The sequence below is a fragment of the Nesterenkonia sp. YGD6 genome (assembly GCF_022565895.1).
Taxonomy (GTDB): Bacteria; Actinomycetota; Actinomycetes; order Actinomycetales; family Micrococcaceae; genus Nesterenkonia.
Genome location: NZ_JAJOYY010000002.1, coordinates 121,668 through 140,293 on the forward strand (window position 1 = coordinate 121,668; position 18,626 = coordinate 140,293).

At 69.9% G+C, this 18,626-nt stretch carries 15 protein-coding genes; 11 read left to right on the forward strand and 4 right to left on the reverse strand.

Annotated elements, in window-relative coordinates:
* Positions 1–19: 19 nt before the first annotated feature.
* The 5 genes from LTI14_RS04080 (at position 20) to LTI14_RS04100 (ending at position 6,313) form a co-directional block, all read left to right on the forward strand.
* Positions 20–1,048: a 3-oxoacyl-ACP synthase III gene (locus LTI14_RS04080; RefSeq protein WP_241464876.1), complete on the forward strand. Its 1,029-nt coding sequence runs from the start codon at positions 20–22 to the stop codon at positions 1,046–1,048.
* Complete coding sequence (locus LTI14_RS04085; RefSeq protein WP_241475881.1) at positions 1,042–3,828, forward strand: alpha/beta fold hydrolase; 2,787 nt, start codon at positions 1,042–1,044, stop codon at positions 3,826–3,828. The genes LTI14_RS04080 and LTI14_RS04085 overlap by 7 nt, the downstream gene beginning before the upstream one ends.
* On the forward strand, positions 3,825–4,847 hold the full coding sequence (locus LTI14_RS04090) for an NAD-dependent epimerase/dehydratase family protein (RefSeq protein ID WP_241475882.1): 1,023 nt from the start codon (positions 3,825–3,827) through the stop codon (positions 4,845–4,847). The genes LTI14_RS04085 and LTI14_RS04090 overlap by 4 nt, the downstream gene beginning before the upstream one ends.
* Before the next feature lie 167 nt (positions 4,848–5,014).
* Positions 5,015–5,389 (forward strand): hypothetical protein, encoded by a 375-nt coding sequence (locus LTI14_RS04095; RefSeq protein WP_241475883.1) that lies wholly within the window; start codon positions 5,015–5,017, stop codon positions 5,387–5,389.
* 99 nt (positions 5,390–5,488) lie between these two features.
* On the forward strand, positions 5,489–6,313 hold the full coding sequence (locus LTI14_RS04100) for a hypothetical protein (RefSeq protein WP_241475884.1): 825 nt from the start codon (positions 5,489–5,491) through the stop codon (positions 6,311–6,313).
* Here the strand turns inward: LTI14_RS04100 and LTI14_RS04105 are convergent.
* Positions 6,300–9,035, reverse strand: coding sequence for a bifunctional GNAT family N-acetyltransferase/acetate--CoA ligase family protein (locus tag LTI14_RS04105; protein ID WP_241475885.1), 2,736 nt, complete (start codon positions 9,033–9,035; stop codon positions 6,300–6,302). The genes LTI14_RS04100 and LTI14_RS04105 overlap by 14 nt on opposite strands.
* Before the next feature lie 143 nt (positions 9,036–9,178).
* On the opposite strand from LTI14_RS04105, the gene LTI14_RS04110 reads away from it, so the two are divergent.
* The 3 genes from LTI14_RS04110 to LTI14_RS04120 all read left to right on the forward strand — a co-directional run bounded on the left by LTI14_RS04110 (position 9,179) and on the right by LTI14_RS04120 (position 13,326).
* A complete protein-coding gene (locus LTI14_RS04110; RefSeq protein ID WP_241475886.1) occupies positions 9,179–11,743 on the forward strand; it encodes a DNA gyrase/topoisomerase IV subunit A in 2,565 nt (854 codons plus the stop codon).
* Positions 11,744–11,877: 134 nt separating this feature from the next.
* The gene (locus tag LTI14_RS04115; RefSeq protein ID WP_241464882.1) at positions 11,878–12,219 is read left to right on the forward strand and encodes a BlaI/MecI/CopY family transcriptional regulator; all 342 of its coding nucleotides are present in this window, start codon (positions 11,878–11,880) and stop codon (positions 12,217–12,219) included.
* 81 nt (positions 12,220–12,300) lie between these two features.
* Positions 12,301–13,326: a M56 family metallopeptidase gene (locus LTI14_RS04120; RefSeq protein WP_241464883.1), complete on the forward strand. Its 1,026-nt coding sequence runs from the start codon at positions 12,301–12,303 to the stop codon at positions 13,324–13,326.
* A gap of 21 nt (positions 13,327–13,347) precedes the next feature.
* Here the strand turns inward: LTI14_RS04120 and LTI14_RS04125 are convergent, their stop codons facing one another.
* Positions 13,348–14,109 carry an SDR family oxidoreductase gene (locus tag LTI14_RS04125; RefSeq protein ID WP_241475887.1) on the reverse strand — a complete coding sequence of 254 codons (762 nt, stop codon included), beginning with the start codon at positions 14,107–14,109 and terminating at the stop codon, positions 13,348–13,350.
* A 93-nt stretch (positions 14,110–14,202) separates the two neighbouring features.
* Positions 14,203–14,910 (reverse strand): beta-ketoacyl-ACP reductase, encoded by a 708-nt coding sequence (locus LTI14_RS04130; protein ID WP_241464885.1) that lies wholly within the window; start codon positions 14,908–14,910, stop codon positions 14,203–14,205.
* A 156-nt stretch (positions 14,911–15,066) separates the two neighbouring features.
* Here LTI14_RS04130 and LTI14_RS04135 point away from each other — a divergent pair, with 156 nt between their 5' ends.
* The 3 genes from LTI14_RS04135 to LTI14_RS04145 are packed head-to-tail and all read left to right on the forward strand — an operon-like array spanning position 15,067 to position 16,828.
* On the forward strand, positions 15,067–15,582 hold the full coding sequence (locus LTI14_RS04135) for a DUF3099 domain-containing protein (protein WP_241475888.1): 516 nt from the start codon (positions 15,067–15,069) through the stop codon (positions 15,580–15,582).
* Positions 15,582–15,902, forward strand: a complete 321-nt coding sequence (locus LTI14_RS04140; RefSeq protein WP_342357717.1) for an acetone carboxylase — start codon at positions 15,582–15,584, stop codon at positions 15,900–15,902. The genes LTI14_RS04135 and LTI14_RS04140 overlap by 1 nt, the downstream gene beginning before the upstream one ends.
* Positions 15,899–16,828 (forward strand): SURF1 family cytochrome oxidase biogenesis protein, encoded by a 930-nt coding sequence (locus LTI14_RS04145; RefSeq protein WP_241475889.1) that lies wholly within the window; start codon positions 15,899–15,901, stop codon positions 16,826–16,828. The genes LTI14_RS04140 and LTI14_RS04145 overlap by 4 nt, the downstream gene beginning before the upstream one ends.
* 137 nt (positions 16,829–16,965) lie before the next feature.
* On the opposite strand, the gene LTI14_RS04150 is transcribed toward LTI14_RS04145, so the two are convergent.
* On the reverse strand, positions 16,966–18,564 hold the full coding sequence (locus LTI14_RS04150; RefSeq protein WP_241464889.1) for an ABC-F family ATP-binding cassette domain-containing protein: 1,599 nt from the start codon (positions 18,562–18,564) through the stop codon (positions 16,966–16,968).
* Positions 18,565–18,626 lie beyond the last annotated feature (62 nt).

Sequence of the window (18,626 nt, forward strand, 5' to 3'; positions counted from 1 at the left end):
CATACGGGATACTGGTCCGGTGCCAGGAAACGCGACTTTTCACCACCGCAACGCCGCCCTCCTCTCCGTGACGGAGGTGCAGGCCCCGGAGGTCCTTACGTCAAAGGACCTTGACCGGCGTCTGGCGGATGCGCTCAAACGTCTCAGGCTGCCCACCGGGCTGCTCCAACGAGTCGCCGGGGTGAAGGCGCGGCGACACTGGTCTGGACCAGGTGACGTCCGTGCCGGAACCGCGGAGGCCGGGCGCAGGGCGCTCGCCGCCGCTGGCATCGCGCCGGAGGACGTCTCGATGTTGATCAACACGTCGGTCTCCCGCGAACACCTGGAACCCTCGGTGGCGGTGGGGATCCACCATGACCTCGGGCTGCCCACCTCGGCGATGAACTTCGACATCACCAATGCCTGCCTGGGCTTCGTCAACGCCATCACGCTCGCAAGCTCCATGATCGACGCCGGTCAGGCCAGATACGTGCTGATCGTCAACGGTGAGGACACCAGGAAGGTCCAGGACGCCACGATCAAGCGGATCAACTCGCTCGAGAAGATGGCCTCCAGGGATGACTTCATGGCGGAGTTCGCCTCGCTCACCCTGGGCTGCGGGGCCGCCGCGGCAGTGATCGGGCCGGCGGATCAGCACCCGGAGGGTCACCGGATCATCGGCGGCGTCACCCGGGCCGCGTCCCAGCACCACGGGCTCTGTGTGGGCGACCACAACGGCATGTTCACCGACGCCCGCGGTCTGCTCGAAGGCGGCCTGGAGCTGGTGATGGACGCCTTCAACGATGCCCGCGAGCACTTCGACTGGGACTCGATGGACTCCTACATCACCCACCAGGTGTCCCAGCTGCACACCTCCTCGATCGTGAAGGCCGCGAAGCTGGACAAGAAGCGCGTCCCGGTCACCTATCCAGAGCTGGGCAATGTCGGGCCGGCCTCGCTGCCGATCACCCTGGCGAGGGAATCCGACCGGCTGCAGCCCGGAGACCGGGTGCTGTGCATGGGCGTCGGCTCCGGAATAAACACCGCGATGTTGGAGATCCAATGGTGAGCATCAATGACCTGACCGGCCGCTTCGCGCCGATCCCCGCCGCCCCCGCGCGGCTGCCCCTCGACCACGCCCCCGGCAAGGTCTTCCCCGGGCTGGATCCCGCCTGGTCCCGGCTGGTCACCGCCAAGACCGACGACGGCGCCCGGACCTTCCACGTGCTGGACACCGGCCCGGAGCTCGCCGCCCGCGGGATCACCCCGACCGGCACGATCCTCGCCGTGCACGGAAACCCCACCTGGTCGTACCTGTGGCGGCACGTGCTCTCCGGGTCTCTGGAGCGCGCCCGCAGCGGCGCGGCCTGGCGGGTGATCGCCCCGGACCAGCTGGACATGGGCTTCTCCGACAGGCTCTCGCACCCGGTGCCGCCCGCCGCCGACGCTCCCAGCTACCGCCGGCTCCCGGCGCGCCTGGGTGATCTGGACGCCCTCATGGACGCCCTGGACGTGGACACCAGCTCCCGGCTGGTCACCCTGGGGCACGACTGGGGCGGGATCATCTCGCTGGGCTGGGCCGTGCGCCAGGCCGGGCAGGTGGACGCCGCGATCACGCTCAACACCGCGGTGCACCATCCGGAAACAGATCAGGTGCCTGCCGCGCTGCGCGCCGCGATGGCCCCGGCGGTGCTTCCCGCCGCCACGATCGCCAGTGAGGGCTTCCTGAAGGTGACCCTCGGACTCACCGAGGACCCGCTCCCCGAGGAGGTCCGCGAGGCCTACCGGGCCCCGTACACCTCTCGGCGCGGACGCGGAGGCATCGGCGGCTTCGTCGCCGACATCCCTGCGGAGACCTCGCATGTCTCCCGCGCGGCGCTGACCGCGATCTCCTCCGGGCTGCGCGACTGGGACAAGCCCACGCTGCTGCTCTGGGGACCCAAGGACCCGGTCTTCCAGGACCGGTATCTGGCAGACCTGCAGTCCAGGGTGCCCCACGCCGACCTGCACCGCTTCGAAGGCGCCGGCCACATGCTCGCCGAGGACCGGGACATCAGCACCCCGATCTTCACCTGGCTCGATGACCACTTCGGCGCCGGCACAGCCCGCGCCGCGCTGGAATCCCCGGCTCCTGCGGGCCGGGTGCTCGGACTCCACGAGCAGCTGGCCGAACTGGCCGGCTCCGAACGGCGGACCAGCCCCGCCGTCGTCGACATGACCGCCGAGCCCGAGGCCTGGAGCAGCGCCGAGGATGCCGCCACCGGTGACCGCGCACTGAGCTGGGCGGAGCTCTCCGCCCAGGTGGACGCACTGGCCGTGGGCCTGTCGTATACCGGGGTGCGCCGCGGGGACCGGGTCTCGCTGCTGGTCCAGCCGGGCGCCTCGCTGACCGTGATCCTCTACGCCTGCATGCGCCTCGGCGCCGTGGCCGTGGTCGCCGACGCCGGCCTGGGGGTGCGCGGGATGACCCGCGCCGTCCGCGCCGCCCGGCCAGACTGGGTCATCGGGGCGCTGCCCGGACTCACCCTGGCGCGAAGCCTCGGCTGGCCCGGAAAGCTGATCAGCGCCCAGGCGCTCTCCCCCCGCCGCGCCCGCCTGCTGGGCACCGTGGCCTCGGTGGAGTCGCTGCTGAGCCGCCACGAGGGCGCCACCCCCGATCAGCTGGCGGCCCCCGCCGCAGATGACCCGGTGGCGATCCTGTTCACCTCCGGCTCCACCGGACCGGCAAAGGGCGTCATGTATACCCACGGCCGGCTCGGCGCGCTGGTCGCGCTGCTGGTGGAGCAGTTCGACATCCGCCCTGGAGCCTCGCTGATCGCCGGCTTCGCACCGTTCGCCCTGCTGGGCCCCGCCATCGGCGCCACCTCGGTGACCCCGGACATGTCGGTGACCCGACCCGCCACGCTCACCGCCCAGGCAGTCGCGGATGCGGCCCTTGCCGGGAGCGCGACCATGTTCTTCGGCTCCCCCGCAGCGCTGCGCAACGTGGTCGCCACCGCGGGCCAGCTCACCGCGCTGCAGCGCCGGGGACTCTCCGAGATCACGCTGGTGCTCTCCGCCGGAGCCCCGGTGCACCCGGACCTGCTGAACGCCGTCCAGGAGATCTTCCCCGCGGCCGAGATCCACACCCCCTACGGGATGACCGAGGGCCTGCTCCAGGCCGACATCGAACGCCGCCAGGTGCTCGAGGCGGCCGCCACCGGCCAGTCCGGGGTCTGCGTGGGCACACCGGTCGCGGGCGTGCGCTTCGCGCTGGCCCCGCTGGACGGCCTGGGACGACCCGCCGAGGAGCTGCTGGACCCCGCCGAGGCCGTCGGCGTGCTCGGCGAGATCGTGGTCTCCGCGGCGCATCTGAAGGCCGGCTACGACAGGCTCTGGCAGACCGAGCGGGCCTCCCGCCGGGACACCTTGGACGGGCTGATCTGGCACCGCACCAATGACATCGGACACTTCGACGCCGAGGACCGGCTCTGGATCGAGGGCCGGCTGCAGCACGTGCTGACCACGCCCGCCGGGCCGCTTGGTCCGGGCACCGTGGAGACCCCGGTGGACGCGCTCGAAGAGGTGGCCCGCAGCGCCGCGGTGCCGGTGGGACCGCGAGGCACCCAGGCCGTCGTCGTGATCGTGGAACCGGCGCCGGACCGCAGCCTGCGCACCGGCCGGTCCCCGGTGGCCGAGATCAGCTTCGCCGCCCGGGTCCGCGAGGCCGCCGGCGAGGTTACGGTCGCCGCCGTGCTGGTGCTCGACGAGCTGCCCACCGATGTTCGACACAACTCCAAGATCGATCGCACCCGACTGGCCGGCTGGGCCGAGAAGGTCCTCGCCGGCGAGAAGGTCGGGGCCCCATGAGCCGACTCATCGAACCCGGCGCCCGGGTGCTGGTCACCGGCGCCTCCGGGCTGCTGGGCCGCAGCGTGGCGCAGCGGCTGGTGGACCAGGGCTATCAGGTCACGGTGCTCCAGCGCGGCGCCTCCGGGCTGGACGGCGTGCACGAGGTGCGCGGCTCGCTCAGTGATCCGACCGCCGTCGCGCGCGCCGTTCAGGGCCAGGACGCGGTGATCCACATGGCCGCGAAGGTCTCGGTCTCAGGTCGGCATGAGGACTTCGTGGAGGTCAACGTGCGCGGCACCCAGCGGCTGCTCGACGCCGCGGTGGCCGCCGGGGTGACCGATTTCCTGCATGTGTCCTCCCCCTCGGTGGCCCACGCCGGGGCTTCGCTCATCGGCGCCGTCGCCGGGCCGGCGGATCCGCAGCACGCCGTGGGCAGCTATGCCAAGACCAAGGCCGAGGCCGAGCTGATCGCGCAGACTCGCGGCGCCGCGGACATCAACGTGCTGATCCTGCGCCCGCATCTGGTCTGGGGCCCCGGCGACGGACAGCTGACCAGCCGGATCATCGACCGGGCCCGCTCCGGGCGGATGCCGATCCTCGGCTCCGGAGCCGCCCTGGTGGACACCCTCTACATCGACAACGCCGTGGACGCCTTCGTCGCCGGGCTGCGCCGGCTGCCGCAGATCGCCGGGCAGCGGCTGGTGCTCACCAACGGTGAGCCGCGCCCGATCGGCGAGCTGATCACCGGCATCGCCGCCGCCGGCGGGGCCCCCGCTCCGCGGCTGCGCCTGGCGCCCGGGCTCGCCAAAGGGCTGGGCGCCGTCGTGGAACGTCTCTGGGCGCTCAGCGAGAAGCTCGCCGGCCCGCGCGCCGACGAGCCGCCGATGACGAAGTTCCTCGCCGAGCAGCTCTCCACGGCCCACTGGTTCGACCAGCGCGCCACCCAGCACGCCCTCGACTGGACCCCCAAGGTCAGCCTGGACCAGGGCCTGGCGCTGCTGCGCGAGCACATCCAGACCACCGGCAAGGTCCTCTGACCCTCCCCCTCCTGGGTGGTTGAGTTCTCCGGTCGGTACGTATCCACCGGAGAACTCAACTGCCTTGGATAGGCGTGCCCGTGATGGGCGTCCCCAGGATAGGTGGCGCTCTCCACAGTTGCGCATCGGACGTGGTGGGCGGGTGAGTGCTCCGGCACGGTGTAGCCATGACTTTCGAGACTCCCGCCGCTCCCGGTCCGATCCGGCTGATCCGCTCGGCCTGGCAGACCGATGACCTGCACAGCGCCACCCGACTCTCGGCGCTGGTCGCCTCGGCGGCGCTGCTGCGGGTGCGCCGCGGGGTCTATGTCGACGCGGCCGCGTGGATCACGTCCCCGCCGTGGATCCGCGCGCAGATCGCGGTCGCCGCCATGGCGCACCGCCGGCCGAACTCGCTGTTCTGCCGCGAATCGGCCCTGCTGCTCCACGGGCTCCCGCTGACGACGACGCCTCCGCACGTCACCCTGCGCACGAACGACGCCAGCCTGGTCGGTATCGGCCGCCGCGAACCGATGACCGGGACCACGATTGCCGAGAACTGACTCGCCGCCTACCGGACCAGACTCCACGATGACCACACGACGACGGCGGCTCTGCTGAACGTCCCGACCCGCCGCTTCGAGACGGTGCTGCCGCGCGGGATGACCCGCGGCGCCGCCCGGGAGGCCCAGCGGCGCGGCACAGGCCCACAAGCGCAGGTGCGGCTCCCCGCGTGGGCCCTGCCCGCGGTGGCCGGGCCCGAGCCGGGGTACCTGGTGGAGCCACTGGAACTGGTCCTGCCCGACGCCGTCTCACGCATGCCCTTCCCCGACGCAGTGGCGGTCCTGGACGCGTTCCTGGCTCATCAGGCTCGGGGGAACCTCGCGGCGCCGCCTGACCCCGCTCCTGATCCCGCGACCTGGGGCGAGGCGTTCCTCTCGCACCGGCTCACCGGGCGCTGGAAGGCTGCGCTGAGCTTCGCCGATGCCCATGCCGAGTCCCCCGGCGAATCGGTCTCCCGAGCGCTGATCCACCAGCTGGGCTTCGCCGCCCCGACGCTGCAGGTGTGGATCGCCACGGATGTCGGGGATCAGCGCGTGGACTTCGAATGGACCGTGCAGGGCTCCTCCCTGACGTCACCCGCGGTGCAACGGATCGTCGGCGAGTTCGACGGGCGCGGGAAGTACTTCGACGAGGCGCTGCTGCGGGGCCGCCCCGCCAAGGAGGTGCACTACGCCGAGAAGCTCCGTGAGGACGCGATCCGCCGCACCGGACGCGGCATGGTGCGCTGGGACTGGACCGACCTCTCCCACCCGGAGGTGCTCGCGGCGAAGCTCGGCCAGGCCGGGGTGCCCCGGGTCCGGCCCGAATCCCTACCTACCACGGTGGTGATGCCCGGCACCTCTCCCCCGTGGTTGAATCTTCCGGCCGAAACGTCAGGACCGGATAACTCAACCACCCAGGAGAGGTGGGTCAGTAGCGGCTGATCGCGCGGCGGGCTGAGTCGGTGCGCTGCTCCGGGTTCGCGATCTCGATCGCGGCGTGCAGCACCTGTACGCCCTCCGGCGAGGCCAGCACCGGGGTCAGCTCCAGCGATGCCACCTGGGGGTGGTTGTCCTTGAGCGTGGCGACCCGCTGCAGCGTGTCCTCCAGTGCGACGATGTCCACCGCCGGGACGCCCTTATAGCCGAAGAGCCGCTTCGCCGCGCGCGGGCGGCGGACCAGCCCGCGCACGTCCTGGTCGGTCAGCGGCGGCACCGCATGCGCCCAGTCGTCGAGCAGCTCCACCGCGTCGCCGGAGAGTCCGAAGGAGACCACCGGGCCCATCAGCGGGTCCTCGATCGCGCGGATCACGCAGCCCTGTCCGGCCGGCGCCATGGACTGCAGCTCCAGGCCCCCGGCCCCGTAGTCGGCCAGGACCCGGCGCATCTCAGCGATCGTCCGGCGCAGCGCCTCGGGGTCCTCGATGTTCAGCTGGACCCCGCCGAGGTCCAGGCGGTGGCGCAGGTAGGTGTTGGTGGACTTCACCGCCACCGGATAGCCCAGCGTCTCCGCCGCGGCCAGGGCCTCCTCCTCAGTGGAGAACACCACCGAGCGCAGCATGGACAGCCCGTAGGCCTCCAGCAGCTCGGCGCAGCGCTCCGGCTCGAGCTGACGCAGCGTCGCGCCCTCGACCCCGTCGAGCCAGCCGTCGAGCAGCTCGTCGCCGCGCCGGGACACCGTGGTGCCCTCCAGCCCGGCCGGCACATAGGGCTCCCCGATCCCCTCGGAGCGCCAACGCTGATAGCGCACGATCTTCGCCAGCGCGGTCAGCGAGCGTTCCGGGGAGGAGAACACCGGGAAGCCCTGCTGCAGCGACCCCTTCTCGATCACCGGCGCCGCGTTGCCGATGTGGTTCAGCGGCACGCTGGTGTCCAGCACCCCGATCCAGGAGGCCACCATCGGTTTGGTGTGCTGGCGCGCTGTCTGCGAGATCAGTCGGCTGTGGTCATAGTGCTCCCCGGTGACCGCCGGCTCCAGGCACAGCGCCACCGCGTCCACGTCCTCGGCGGTGAACAGCTCCTGCAGCGCTCCGGCCAGCGCGGCGTCGGCCTCGGCGCGAGGAAGATCAAGGTCCAGGTCCCCGACGACGTGGGTCGCGGTCAGGTCCAGGGTGCCGGCGGTGTCGGCCAGGATCCGGCTCATCGAGGGTGAGTTCGAGAGGATCCCGACGCGCCCGCCGCCGGGCAGCGGCTGGGTGGCGAGCACCTGGAGCACATCCATGAGCGAATCATGGTTGCCCACCTGGATCACCCCTGAATGCTCCAGCATCGAGTCCACCGCGCCCATCGGCGCCCTGGTGGTGCGGACCTCGTGGCCCGGGGGCAGGCTGCGCCCCATGACGTCGGACTTCGCCACGACGACCGGCTTGGTGCGCGAGAGCCTGCGCGCGATGCGGGAGAACTTGCGCGGATTGCCGAAGCTCTCCAGATAGACCCCGACGGCGCGGGTGGAGTCGTCGTCCTCGAAGTACTGCATCGCGTCATTGCCGGAGAGATCCGCGCGGTTGCCCGCGGAGATCACCGAGGACAGTCCCAGCTCGCGCCGGTTGGCCTGGGCGAAGAGCGAGACCCCGATCGAGGCGGACTGGCTGAACAGGCCCACGCCCCCGCGCAGCGGCATGGTCGGCGAGAGCGAGGCGTTCAGCGAGACGTCCGGGTCGGTGTTCAGCAGCCCGACCGAGGCCGGACCGATCACGCGCATCCCCCAGCGCCGGGCCAGGCGGACCAGCTCGCGCTGATCCAGCCGCTGATGGTCCTCCTCCTCGGCGTCGCGGCCAAGGTCGGGGGCGGTGATGATCAGGATCCCCTTGACCCCGTTGCGTCCGCAGTCGGCCACCACCTCGGTCAGGTGCTCGGCCGGAACTGCGACGACGGCGAGGTCCACCTCCTGCTTGATGTGCGCCAGGGAGGCATAGGCCTCCACCCCGCCGACCTCGAAGGCCTCCGGGTTCACCGAATGAACGCCCCCGGTGAAATGGCCTTCGATGAGGTTCTGCACCAGGTGATAGCCCACCGAGCCATACTCGCGGGACGCTCCGATGACCGCGACCTGTTCCGGGGCGAGCAGCTCGGCGATGCTGCGCGACTCGGCGCGATGCTCGCGGGCCTCCATCACCGCCCGGGAGCGCTCGGTGGGGTCGATGGGGAACTCCACCATGACCACACCGTCCTCGAAGCTGCGCTGGGTCTCATAGCCGGCCTCGGAGAAGACCCCCAGCATCTTGCGGTTCTCCGGCAGCACCTCGGCGGAGAACCGCTCAAGTCCTCGCTCGCGACCGGCCGCTGCCAGGTGCTCCAGAAGAATCGATCCAAGTCCGCGGCCCTGGTGCTGGTCAGAGATGTTGAACGAGACCTCTGCCTCCCGGGTGCCTTCGATGCGGTCATAACCGCCCACGCCGATGATCTCCTCGTCGAGCAGGATCACCATCGCGACCCGGTCGACGTGGTCCACCCGGGTGAACCGGGCGAGCTCCTTCTCGGTCAGCGCCGACTTGAAGGTGAAGTAGCGCAGGTAGATCGAGGACTCGGACTGGGAGGAATGCAGGCGCTGCAGCCGCTCCGCGTCCTCCGGGTTGATCGGGCGCAGTTGGGCCGCAGCCCCATCGCGCAGCACGACATCTGCTTCCCAGTGCGCCGGATATCCGCCGGTTCGGGGTGTCTCACCCATAGGATCAGACTAACCAACCCCGCCCCGAGATAGATACCCACCCTCCGAGCTGCACCAGATCACCGCACCTCCAGCTATTGTGAGACCCCCGCGGCTGACACCTGCACCTGCCCTCCGAGAGATACAGGACCAGCACACTCGCTATGGCCCGCCGTTCCAAGAGCGCCGACAGTCCCCCGGTCACCCCGGAGGAGAACATCATCGACATCGACGTCTCTGCGGAGATGGAGACCTCCTTCCTGGAGTACGCGTATTCGGTGATCTACTCGCGCGCCCTGCCCGACGCCCGCGACGGTCTCAAGCCGGTGCAGCGCCGGATCCTGTACATGATGGCGGACATGGGCCTGCGCCCGGAGAAGGGCCATGTGAAGTCGGCCCGAGTGGTCGGCGAGGTGATGGGCAAGCTGCACCCGCACGGCGACGCCGCGATCTATGACGCACTGGTCCGAATGGCTCAGTCCTTCGCCCTGCGGCTGCCGCTGGTGGACGGGCATGGCAACTTCGGCTCGCTCGACGACGGGCCCGCCGCCCCGCGCTACACCGAGGCGCGGATGACCGCCGCGGCACTGTCGATGACGGCTGACCTCGACGAGGACGTCGTGGACTTCGAGCCCAACTACGACAACCAGCTCACCCAGCCCGGCGTGCTGCCCAGCGCCTTCCCCAACCTGTTGGTCAACGGGGCCTCCGGGATCGCGGTGGGCATGGCCACGAACATGCCCCCGCACAACATGCGCGAGGTCATCAACGGCGCCAAGCATCTGATCCTGCACCCGGAGTCCACCCTCGAGGACCTCATCCGCCACATCCCCGGCCCCGACCTCCCCTCCGGCGGTCGGATCGTGGGACTCGACGGGATCCGCGACGCCTACCGCACCGGTCGCGGCTCGTTCAAGACCCGGGCCAAGGTCTCGATCGAGCAGGTCTCGGCCCGCAAGACCGGCATCGTGGTGACCCAGCTGCCCTACATGGTCGGGCCGGAGAAGGTCATCGAGAAGATCAAGGACGCGGTGCAGGCGAAGAAGCTCACCGGCATCTCCGACGTCTTGGACCTGACCGACCGCAAGCACGGGCTGCGGATGATCATCGAGCTCAAGGCGGGCTTCAACCCGCAGGCAGTGCTCGCCCAGCTCTACCGGCACACCCCGCTGGAGGACTCCTTCGGGATCAACAACGTCGCGCTGGTCAACGGCCAGCCGCGCACGCTGGGGCTGCTGGAGATGCTGCAGGTCTACGTGGACCACCGGCTGAACGTGGTCCGCCGGCGCAGCGCCTATCGGCTGCGCAAGCGCCAGGCCAGGCTGCACCTGGTCGAGGGGCTTCTCGTCGCGATCCTCGACATCGACGAGGTCATCCAGATCATCCGCGCCGCAGAGGACACCGCGGCGGCCCGGACCCGGCTGATGAGCATCTTCGATCTGAGCCAGGCGCAGGCCGATCACATCCTGGAGCTGCGCCTGCGCCAGCTGACCCGGTACTCCGCGCTGGAGCTGGAGCAGGAGAAGGAGCGCCTCGAGGCAGAGATCGCCGAGCTCGAAGCGATCCTCGGCTCTGAGGAGCGGCTGCGCGGCCTGGTCGCCGATGAGCTCGACGAGGTGGCCGCCAAATACGGCGATGACCGGCGCACCGAGCTGCTCGACGCCGAGGTCGCCCCGGCCCTCTCCGCGCAGCCGGACCCCGCGGCCCCCGCCGGCGGCGGATCCAGTCTGCAGATCCCCGACGCCGACTGTTGGGCGGTGCTCTCGAGCTCCGGCCAGCTGGCCCGCACCACCAACCGGTCCACGCTGGTGCACCCCACCCGGCGCGCCCGCCACGATGCGCTGACCTCGGCGGTGCCGACCACCGCCCGCGGCGAGATCGGGGCGGTCACCACCGCCGGTCGGATGATCCGCGTGCCGGTGGTGGACATGCCCGCCGTGGAGATGTCCTCCGGCGGCGTCAACCTCAACCAGGGGGTGAAGGCCAAGGAGTTCCTGCACCTGGAGAAGAACGAGGAGCTGCTCGCCTTCGTCCCGCTCGATGCTGTCATCGCCCTGGGCACCGCGCAGGGTCGGGTCAAACGGGTGAATCCGGACTACCCGCTGAACCGCGACGACTGGGAGGTCATCTCGCTCAAGGGCGAGGGACGTGCCCAGGACCGGGTCGTCGGAGCCGCTGTGGCGGCCGACGACGCCGACCAGCTCTGCTTCATCACCGCCGGCGCGCAGCTGCTGCGCTTCGAGGCCGCGCTGGTCCGCGCCCAGGGACGCACCGCGGCCGGGATGCTGGGGATCAAGCTCAGCCCCGAGGACACCGTCATCGCCTTCTCCGTGGTGCCCGCCGCGTCAGGCAAGGACCAGACGCAGGACCCCGCACAGGGCCACGAGGCAAGCTCCGCGGCCCTGGTGGTGACCCTCGCCGCCGGCGACACCCCGCTGGAAGGCTTCGAAGCGGGCAGCATCAAGCTCACCGACTTCTCGGAGTTCCCGGCCAAGGGTCGCGGCACCGCCGGGGTGCGGGCTCATCGCTTCATGCGCGGGGAGGACCACCTGAAGCTGGGCTGGGCCGGCATAGGACCCGCGCTCGGCGCTGCGAAGAACGGCGTCGCGCGGATCCTGCCCTCGGAGATGGTGCGCCGAGACGGTTCCGGAATACCGCTGGAACGTGGCGTCGACGCCGTCGCTCCGAGTCCGGAGGCGCTGGCAGCCGCAGCGGTCGCGGCAACATGACACGTGATTACTACATCGTGTAGAAATCACGGGCCAGCAGGGGTATCCTTTGACATTATCTGGCTGCGCAGCCGCTCTCAGCGGCCACCCCACCAGCACTGTTGATGTCTCGCCGCAAGAAGGAGCACCCCAAGATGGCCACTCTCGGAGGACTCGAGCGCTCGGTCATGAGCCTGCTCTGGGACGGCGCCGAATCGCTCAGCGCCAACGAGGTGCGTGACCGCCTCGGTGAGGATCTCGCCGTGACCACCGTGCTGACCGTGCTGTCCCGGCTGGAGCGCAAAGACATGGTTCGACGCGAACGCTCCACCCGCCCGCACCGCTACACCGCTGTCGCCTCCCGCGAGGAGCACACCGTAGAGATGCTCAACGAGGTGCTCGGCACCGCCGGAGACCGTGAAGCGGTGCTCGCCCGGTTCATCGGGGGCATTCCGGACTCCGAGGCCGCGGCCCTGCGCCGGCTGCTGCAGAAATAGCCGCCCAGTCACGGACGCTCGCGCGGGCGTGACCAGACCCACCGTGCGGAGACCGAGCTCCTCGGAGACTAAACTGATCCGGTGACCATCCTCGCCGTCTGCCTCGCCGCACTGGCCCTTGCCCTGGCCATCCCTGTGCCGCGGGTGCTGAGCCGGGCGAAGTTCCGCGCACGCTCCCCCTGGGCGGCGATGCTGCTCTGGCAGGCGATCGCGCTGGCCGGGGGACTCTCCATGGTCGGCGCCCCGATCGTGTACGGGCTCGGCCCCTTCGGAGACACGGTGCCGGGCGCCGCGGTGCACGTGCTTCGACTCTCAGCGGCGGCCGACTTCGCCGCGCTGGCCGAGCTTCCGGTCCATCCCGGCCACATCTTCGCACTGTGTCTGGGCGTGCTTCTGGGCTGTCACCTGCTGGCGACGCTGCTGCTCACCTACGTGCGAGTGCTGGGCCAGCGCCGACGCCACCGCGATGTGGTGCGTCTGCTCTCGACGCCGGTCCAGGGCGATCAGGCCGCGACCCTGGGGCGGCATCTGAACCTCTCCCCCGACCTGCTTCACGCCCACGTGCTCGAGCATGAGGCGCCGCTGGCCTATTGTCTGCCCGGTCGCACGAACTCTGGTTCGGTCACTGTGCTCTCCCGGGGACTGCTGGATCAGCTCTCCGAGGGGGAGCTCGCCGCCGTCGTCGCGCATGAGAAGACGCACCTCCAGCAGCGACACCATTTCCTGACCATGGCCTTCGAGGCCTGGTACCGGGCGCTGCCCTGGCTGCCCACCACCCGGCACGGTCGCGCCGCGGTCACCGAGCTCACCGAGATGCTGGCCGACGACGGCGCCCTGCGCGCCCACGCGCGCGAGGATCTGGTGCGCGCCCTGGCGCTGAGCTCCGCCGGGCTGGAGCACCGCGATGTTCGGCGGGACGGGTCCGCGACGGAGGCGTTCACCGGTGGGGCCGAGGTCCAGGAGCAGTCGGCCCTGATCACCACTGCCCGGCTGAGCAGGCTGCTGATCCCGCCCGAGCCGCTGGGCGGGCCAGCCCTGGCCGGGATCGTGGCGATCGTGGCGGCCTTGATCCTGGTCCCCACCGCCGCCCTGCTGCTGGGCCCCTGACCCCTCTCCGCGCGGAGCGGCTCAGCCGTTGGCGGCCAGGAAGTCCTCGGCGCCCCCGACGAGCTCGGTGTGCCCCTGCGGAAGATCCTTGCGCCCGATGAGCGCTGCGATCTCGGCGGCGAACTCCTCGACGCTGTAGAGCTTCCCGGCGGCCTCGCGGCGGGTCTCGAGGGCGCCCGGCTCCGCGCGCTCGAGCAGCGTCGCGGTGATGGTTCCCTCGATCATGTCCCCGGAGACGATGGTCAGCGTGATGCCCTTGGCGTCGAGCTCTGGGACGAGTTCGAGCAGCGCGTCCTCGCCGGCCCGCTTGGAGCGTGCCACCGGCTCGTAGGCGTCCATGGTGGCCGTCTGCTTGATGAAGTGCGCCTGGTGGCTGGTCACGAACACGATCTGTGACCCTGCGGGCATCACCTCGAGCGCGGTGCGCGCCATCTGGACCTGGGCGTCCCGGTTGAGCTTCAGCGCGTAGTCCTCGCCGCGGCCGGACTCCATCCCTCCGGAGGCGTTGAGCACCAGCAGGTTCAGCGCACCGAAGTTCTCCACGGCGGCGTCGACCAGCGCCTGGGCGCCGGCGGCCTCGGTGAGGTCCGCACCCACGGCCACCGCGCGTCCACCGGAGGCCTCGATGCCGGCCACCACTTTCTTGGCCCGGGGCGCCTTCTGCCGGTAGTTCACGACGACGCCGGCGCCGCGGGCCCCGATCAGGGCCGCGGTGGCGGCGCCGATGCCGCGCGACGATCCGGTGATGATGGCGCCGGTTCCGGCGAGATCCTGCTCTGTCATGACGGTGTCCTCAGTTCTGCTTGTGCCTGATGCGTACGGGAGTGCGCGTGCTGGGGGTGCGGGTGCTGGGGAATGCGGGCCGGCGGGGAGGGCTCAGTGGCCCATGCCCAGGCCGCCGTCGACCGGGATGACGGCGCCGGAGATGTAGCCGGCCTCCGCGGAGGCTAGCCAGCGGACCGCCGAGGCCACCTCGGTGGGCTCGGCGAAGCGTCCTGCGGGGATGTTCTGCAGGTACTTGGCCTGCGTCGCGTCGTCCAGCTCGTCGGTCATGTCGGATCGCACGAAGCCCGGGGAGACGACGTTTGCGGTGATGCCGCGGCTGCCGAGCTCTCGGGTCAGCGAGCGGGCCATGCCGATCAGCCCAGCTTTGGACGAGGCATAGTTGATCTGGCCCGGAGAGCCGTAGAGCCCGACCACCGAGGAGATCAGCACGACCCGGCCCTTCTTCATCCGGATCATGCCCTTGGAGGCGCGCTTGAGCACCCGGAAGGCACCGGTGAGGTTGGTGTCGAGCACGTCGGTGAAGTCCTCCTCGCTCATCCGCATCAGCAGTGTGTCGCGGGTGATGCCGGCATTGGCCACCAGGACCTCCACCGGACCGTGAGCCTGTTCGACCTCGGTGAAGGCTGCATCGACGGACGCGGCGTCGGTGACGTCCGCGGCCACGCCGAGCGCACCCTCTGGGGCGTCTCCGTTGCGGGTGGTGACGGCAACCTTGTCCCCGTTGGCGATGAACGCCTCGGCGATGGCGCGGCCGATGCCACGGTTGCCGCCGGTGATCAGTACGCTGCGTGCGGTCATGAGTCTCCTTGTTACGGGTATGGGCACGATGCGACGCACGCGCTGAGCGGCGCCATCGGCTCTGAATCTCTTCTCGGCCCAACCCTATGCCAGCCCGTATGTGACCGTCGCGTCACATCGCCGTCGGACACCAGGTTGGGCCACTAGAATAGACCGGTGAGCGACCAGGTCCACTCGATCACTGATGCTCCCCAGAAGCACAGTGACGAGCAGCACTCAAGGATGGTGCGCTATGCGGTGTCTATGGGCATCCGCATGGTGTGTTTCATCCTTGCGGTGATCCTGCAGAACTGGATGACCTGGGTCTTGCTGGCTGCCGCAGTGGTGCTGCCCTATGTCGCGGTCACCACGGCCAATGTCGGCGCCGACCGGTACATGGGCCGTCGGCAGTCCGAGGACCTGGACTCCCCCGCGATGCTGGCCACCACCCATGAAGACGGTGAGCCCGAGGCTGACCGGCAGTGGTGGGAAGAGGACGAGCCCGCGCTTCACAACGGCGCCTCCAACGGTTTCTCCGAGTCCGAGGTGATCGCCGGCGAGCTGGTGGAGCCCGACGACCAGGAGAAACAGGGCGAGGGTTCCGAGGATCACACCAGGTCTCCGGATCCGGAGAAGCCCGCGCACCAGGACCGATCGACCCAGCCCCTCGATGATCAGGACTTGCACCGCTGATGGACCTCTTGAACACCCTGGGCGGCGACGGCGCACAGCCCGGACCGCAGAGTCCTCAATGCTCGCGCAAGGACTGCCGGTTCGACGCGACCTGGCAGGTGCTCTGGAACAACCCGAAGGTCCATGCGCCCGAGCGGCGCAAGATCTGGCTGGCGTGTGACGAGCACCGTCCCTGGCTGGAGAACTATCTCGCCCAGCGGCTCTTCTGGCGCAGCACCCGACCGCTCGACGCCGGCACCGCCCCCGAGTCCTTCAGCGACACCGCCCCCACCCGCGCTCCCAGCACCCCAGACGATGATCCGCATCGGAGGCAGCTGTGAGGCGCTACCGCTTTCTGCTGACCCCCACCTGGCTGGGCTGGCTGGGCATCTGTGTGCTCTTCGCCGTGGCCTGCGTGTTCCTCGGCCAGTGGCAGATCGACCGGCGCGAGGTCGCGCTGGAAGAGATCAACCGGATCGTGGAGAACTACGACCAGGACCCGATCCCCTACACCGAGGGCCGCGAGCTCTTCGAGTCCGCCGATGAGCAGGACGAATGGACGGTGGTGGAGCTCACCGGCGAGTATCTCACGCAGGATTCCAGGCTGGTCCGCAACCGCGGCCACAGCGGCTCCGTGGGCTACGAATCGGTGGTCCCCTTCGCGGTGGCGGGCACCGAGGATGTGGTCGCCATCGACCGCGGCTGGCTGCCCACCGACAGCACCGACGGCTCCCGGCCGGCGCTGAATCCCGATCCGCCGGAGGGCGAAGTGGACCTGGTGGCTCGCATCCGTCCCGCGGAGCCGGAGATCAACCGGGACGCACCGGAGGGCCAGCTGGCCTCCATCGACCTGGATGAGTACCAGGACCAGCTGGGGTATGACCTGCTGACCGGCGGTTATGGACTCATGGCGGAGGAATCACCGGCACCCGAGGTCGCCCCGCGGCAGCTGATCCGACCCTCCCAGGATGAGGGCCCGCACCTGTCCTACTCGATGCAGTGGATCACCTTCGGGCTGCTCGGCTTCATCGGATGGGGCTACGCCGCCCGGATCCACGCCCGCAACCGTGACTACGAGCAGGCCGAGGCGCTGATCTCCGGAGAGCCGCACCACGCTGAGGGGCCTGGCGCTCCGGTGCACGCGGCCTCCTCAGCGCCGGCGCAGGACCGGATCCGTGAGGCCAAGCGCCGGCAGCGGATCAAGACCGGCCGGCTCTCGGATGAGGACCTCGAAGACGCCTGGGTGGACCAGCGGCTGCACCGCTGAGGGGATGTTCCCCGCGGATGGGTGCCCATCCTCGCCCGACTCCGCCTGCCGCCGCTGCACGGATTCGTCGTCGAGCTGCCAGCGGGTGAGTTCTGTGCCCGGTCCGAGGCGGCAGGTCGGACCAGGCAAGCCGAAGCTCAGGCGAGCGTGATGAGGTCTTCGTATTCCTTGGTGTAGAGGTCTTCCTCGCCATCGGGCAGCAGCAGAACTCGGTCGGGGCTCAGCGCCTCGACAGCACCCGGGTCGTGGCTGACCAGGACGACGGCGCCCTCGTAGGTGCGCAGCGCGGCGAGGATCTCCTCGCGGCTGGCCGGGTCCAGGTTGTTCGTCGGCTCGTCCAGCAGCAGCACGTTCGCGCTGGAGGCCACCAGCGAGGCCAGCGCCAGGCGGGTCTTCTCGCCGCCGGAGAGCACCGAGGCGGGCTTGCTGACGTCGTCGCCGGAGAACAGGAAGGACCCGAGGATCTTCCGCTGATCGGTGTCGTTGAGGAACGGGGCGGCGGTCTTCATGTTCTCCAGCACCGAGCTCTCGGTGTCCAGGGTGTCGTGCTCCTGGGCGAAGTAGCCGAGCTTGAGTCCGTGGCCGGAGATGACCCGTCCGGAGTCTGCCTCGGCGGCCCCGGCAAGCAGGCGCAGCAGCGTGGTCTTGCCCGCGCCGTTGTAGCCCAGGATCACCACGCGGGACCCGCGGTCGATCGCGAGGTCGAGCCCGGTGAAGATCTCCAGCGAGCCATAGGACTTCGAGAGTCCCTCGGCCATCAGCGGGGTCTTGCCGCAGGAGGACGGGGCGGGGAAGCGGATGTTCGCCACCCGCTCGGCGGCCCGTTCCCCTTCAAGTCCGGCCATCATCCGGTCGGCGCGCTTGAGCATGGACTGGGCGGCGACGGCCTTGGTGGCCTTGGCGCGCATCTTCTCGGCCTGGAAGCGCAGCGTGCTGGCCTTCTTCTCCGCGTTGGCGTATTCCCGCTTACGCCGAGCGGCATCCTGCTCGCGCTGGACCAGGTACTTCTTCCAGCCCATGTTGTAGACATCGAGCGTGGTGCGGTTGCCGTCGAGGTAGAAGACCTTGTTCACGGTGGACTCGATGAGGTCCACGTCGTGGGAGATCATCAGGACTCCCCCTGCGTAGTTCTGCAGGTGATCGCGCAGCCAGACGATGGAGTCGGCGTCAAGGTGGTTGGTGGGCTCATCCAGCAGCAGCGTGTCGGCGTCGGAGAAGAGGATCCGGGCGAGCTCCACGCGGCGGCGCTGACCGCCGGAGAGGGTCTTCAGCGGCTGGGTGAGGATCCGTTCAGGCAGGTCCAGGTTGTTGCAGATCATGGCGGCCTCGGCCTCGGCGGAGTAGCCGCCGGCGGCGTCGAACCGGGTCTGGACCTTCCCGTACTGGGTCATGGCCTTGTCCCGCACGGCGTCGTCGGTGCTCATCATGTCCTGCTCGGCCTGGCGCAGCTTCGTGGTGATCACGTCGAGCTCGCGGGCGGAGAGGATCCGGTCGCGGGAGAGCTGCTCCATATCGTCGATCTTGGGGTCCTGCGGCAGGTAGCCGATGCTGCCGCGGCGCTCCACATGGCCGGCGGCGGGCTGGGTCAGCCCGGCCAGCACCTTGGTCATCGTCGTCTTGCCCGCGCCATTGCGACCGACGAGCCCGACCTTGTCACCGGAGTCGATCCGGAAGTTGACCTCGTCCATCAGCAGGCGCGCGCCGGCGCGGAGTTCAAGATTGGATACGCTGATCAACGGTGCAGCTTCCCTTCGGGCCGAACAGAGTGCGTCGGCCTGACAATTTCAGATGGGTGGGT

Excerpts from the sequence above, each read along its gene's own strand:
- LTI14_RS04085 (WP_241475881.1), top strand. The coding sequence starts at position 1,042 with ATGGTGAGCATCAATGACCTGACCGGCCGCTTCGCGCCGATCCCCGCC.
- LTI14_RS04090 (WP_241475882.1), top strand. The coding sequence starts at position 3,825 with ATGAGCCGACTCATCGAACCCGGCGCCCGGGTGCTGGTCACCGGCGCC.
- LTI14_RS04095 (WP_241475883.1), top strand. The coding sequence starts at position 5,015 with ATGACTTTCGAGACTCCCGCCGCTCCCGGTCCGATCCGGCTGATCCGC.
- LTI14_RS04100 (WP_241475884.1), top strand. The coding sequence starts at position 5,489 with ATGACCCGCGGCGCCGCCCGGGAGGCCCAGCGGCGCGGCACAGGCCCA.
- LTI14_RS04105 (WP_241475885.1), bottom strand. The coding sequence starts at position 9,035 with ATGGGTGAGACACCCCGAACCGGCGGATATCCGGCGCACTGGGAAGCA.
- LTI14_RS04110 (WP_241475886.1), top strand. The coding sequence starts at position 9,179 with ATGGCCCGCCGTTCCAAGAGCGCCGACAGTCCCCCGGTCACCCCGGAG.
- LTI14_RS04115 (WP_241464882.1), top strand. The coding sequence starts at position 11,878 with ATGGCCACTCTCGGAGGACTCGAGCGCTCGGTCATGAGCCTGCTCTGG.
- LTI14_RS04125 (WP_241475887.1), bottom strand. The coding sequence starts at position 14,109 with ATGACAGAGCAGGATCTCGCCGGAACCGGCGCCATCATCACCGGATCG.
- LTI14_RS04130 (WP_241464885.1), bottom strand. The coding sequence starts at position 14,910 with ATGACCGCACGCAGCGTACTGATCACCGGCGGCAACCGTGGCATCGGC.
- LTI14_RS04140 (WP_342357717.1), top strand. The coding sequence starts at position 15,582 with ATGGACCTCTTGAACACCCTGGGCGGCGACGGCGCACAGCCCGGACCG.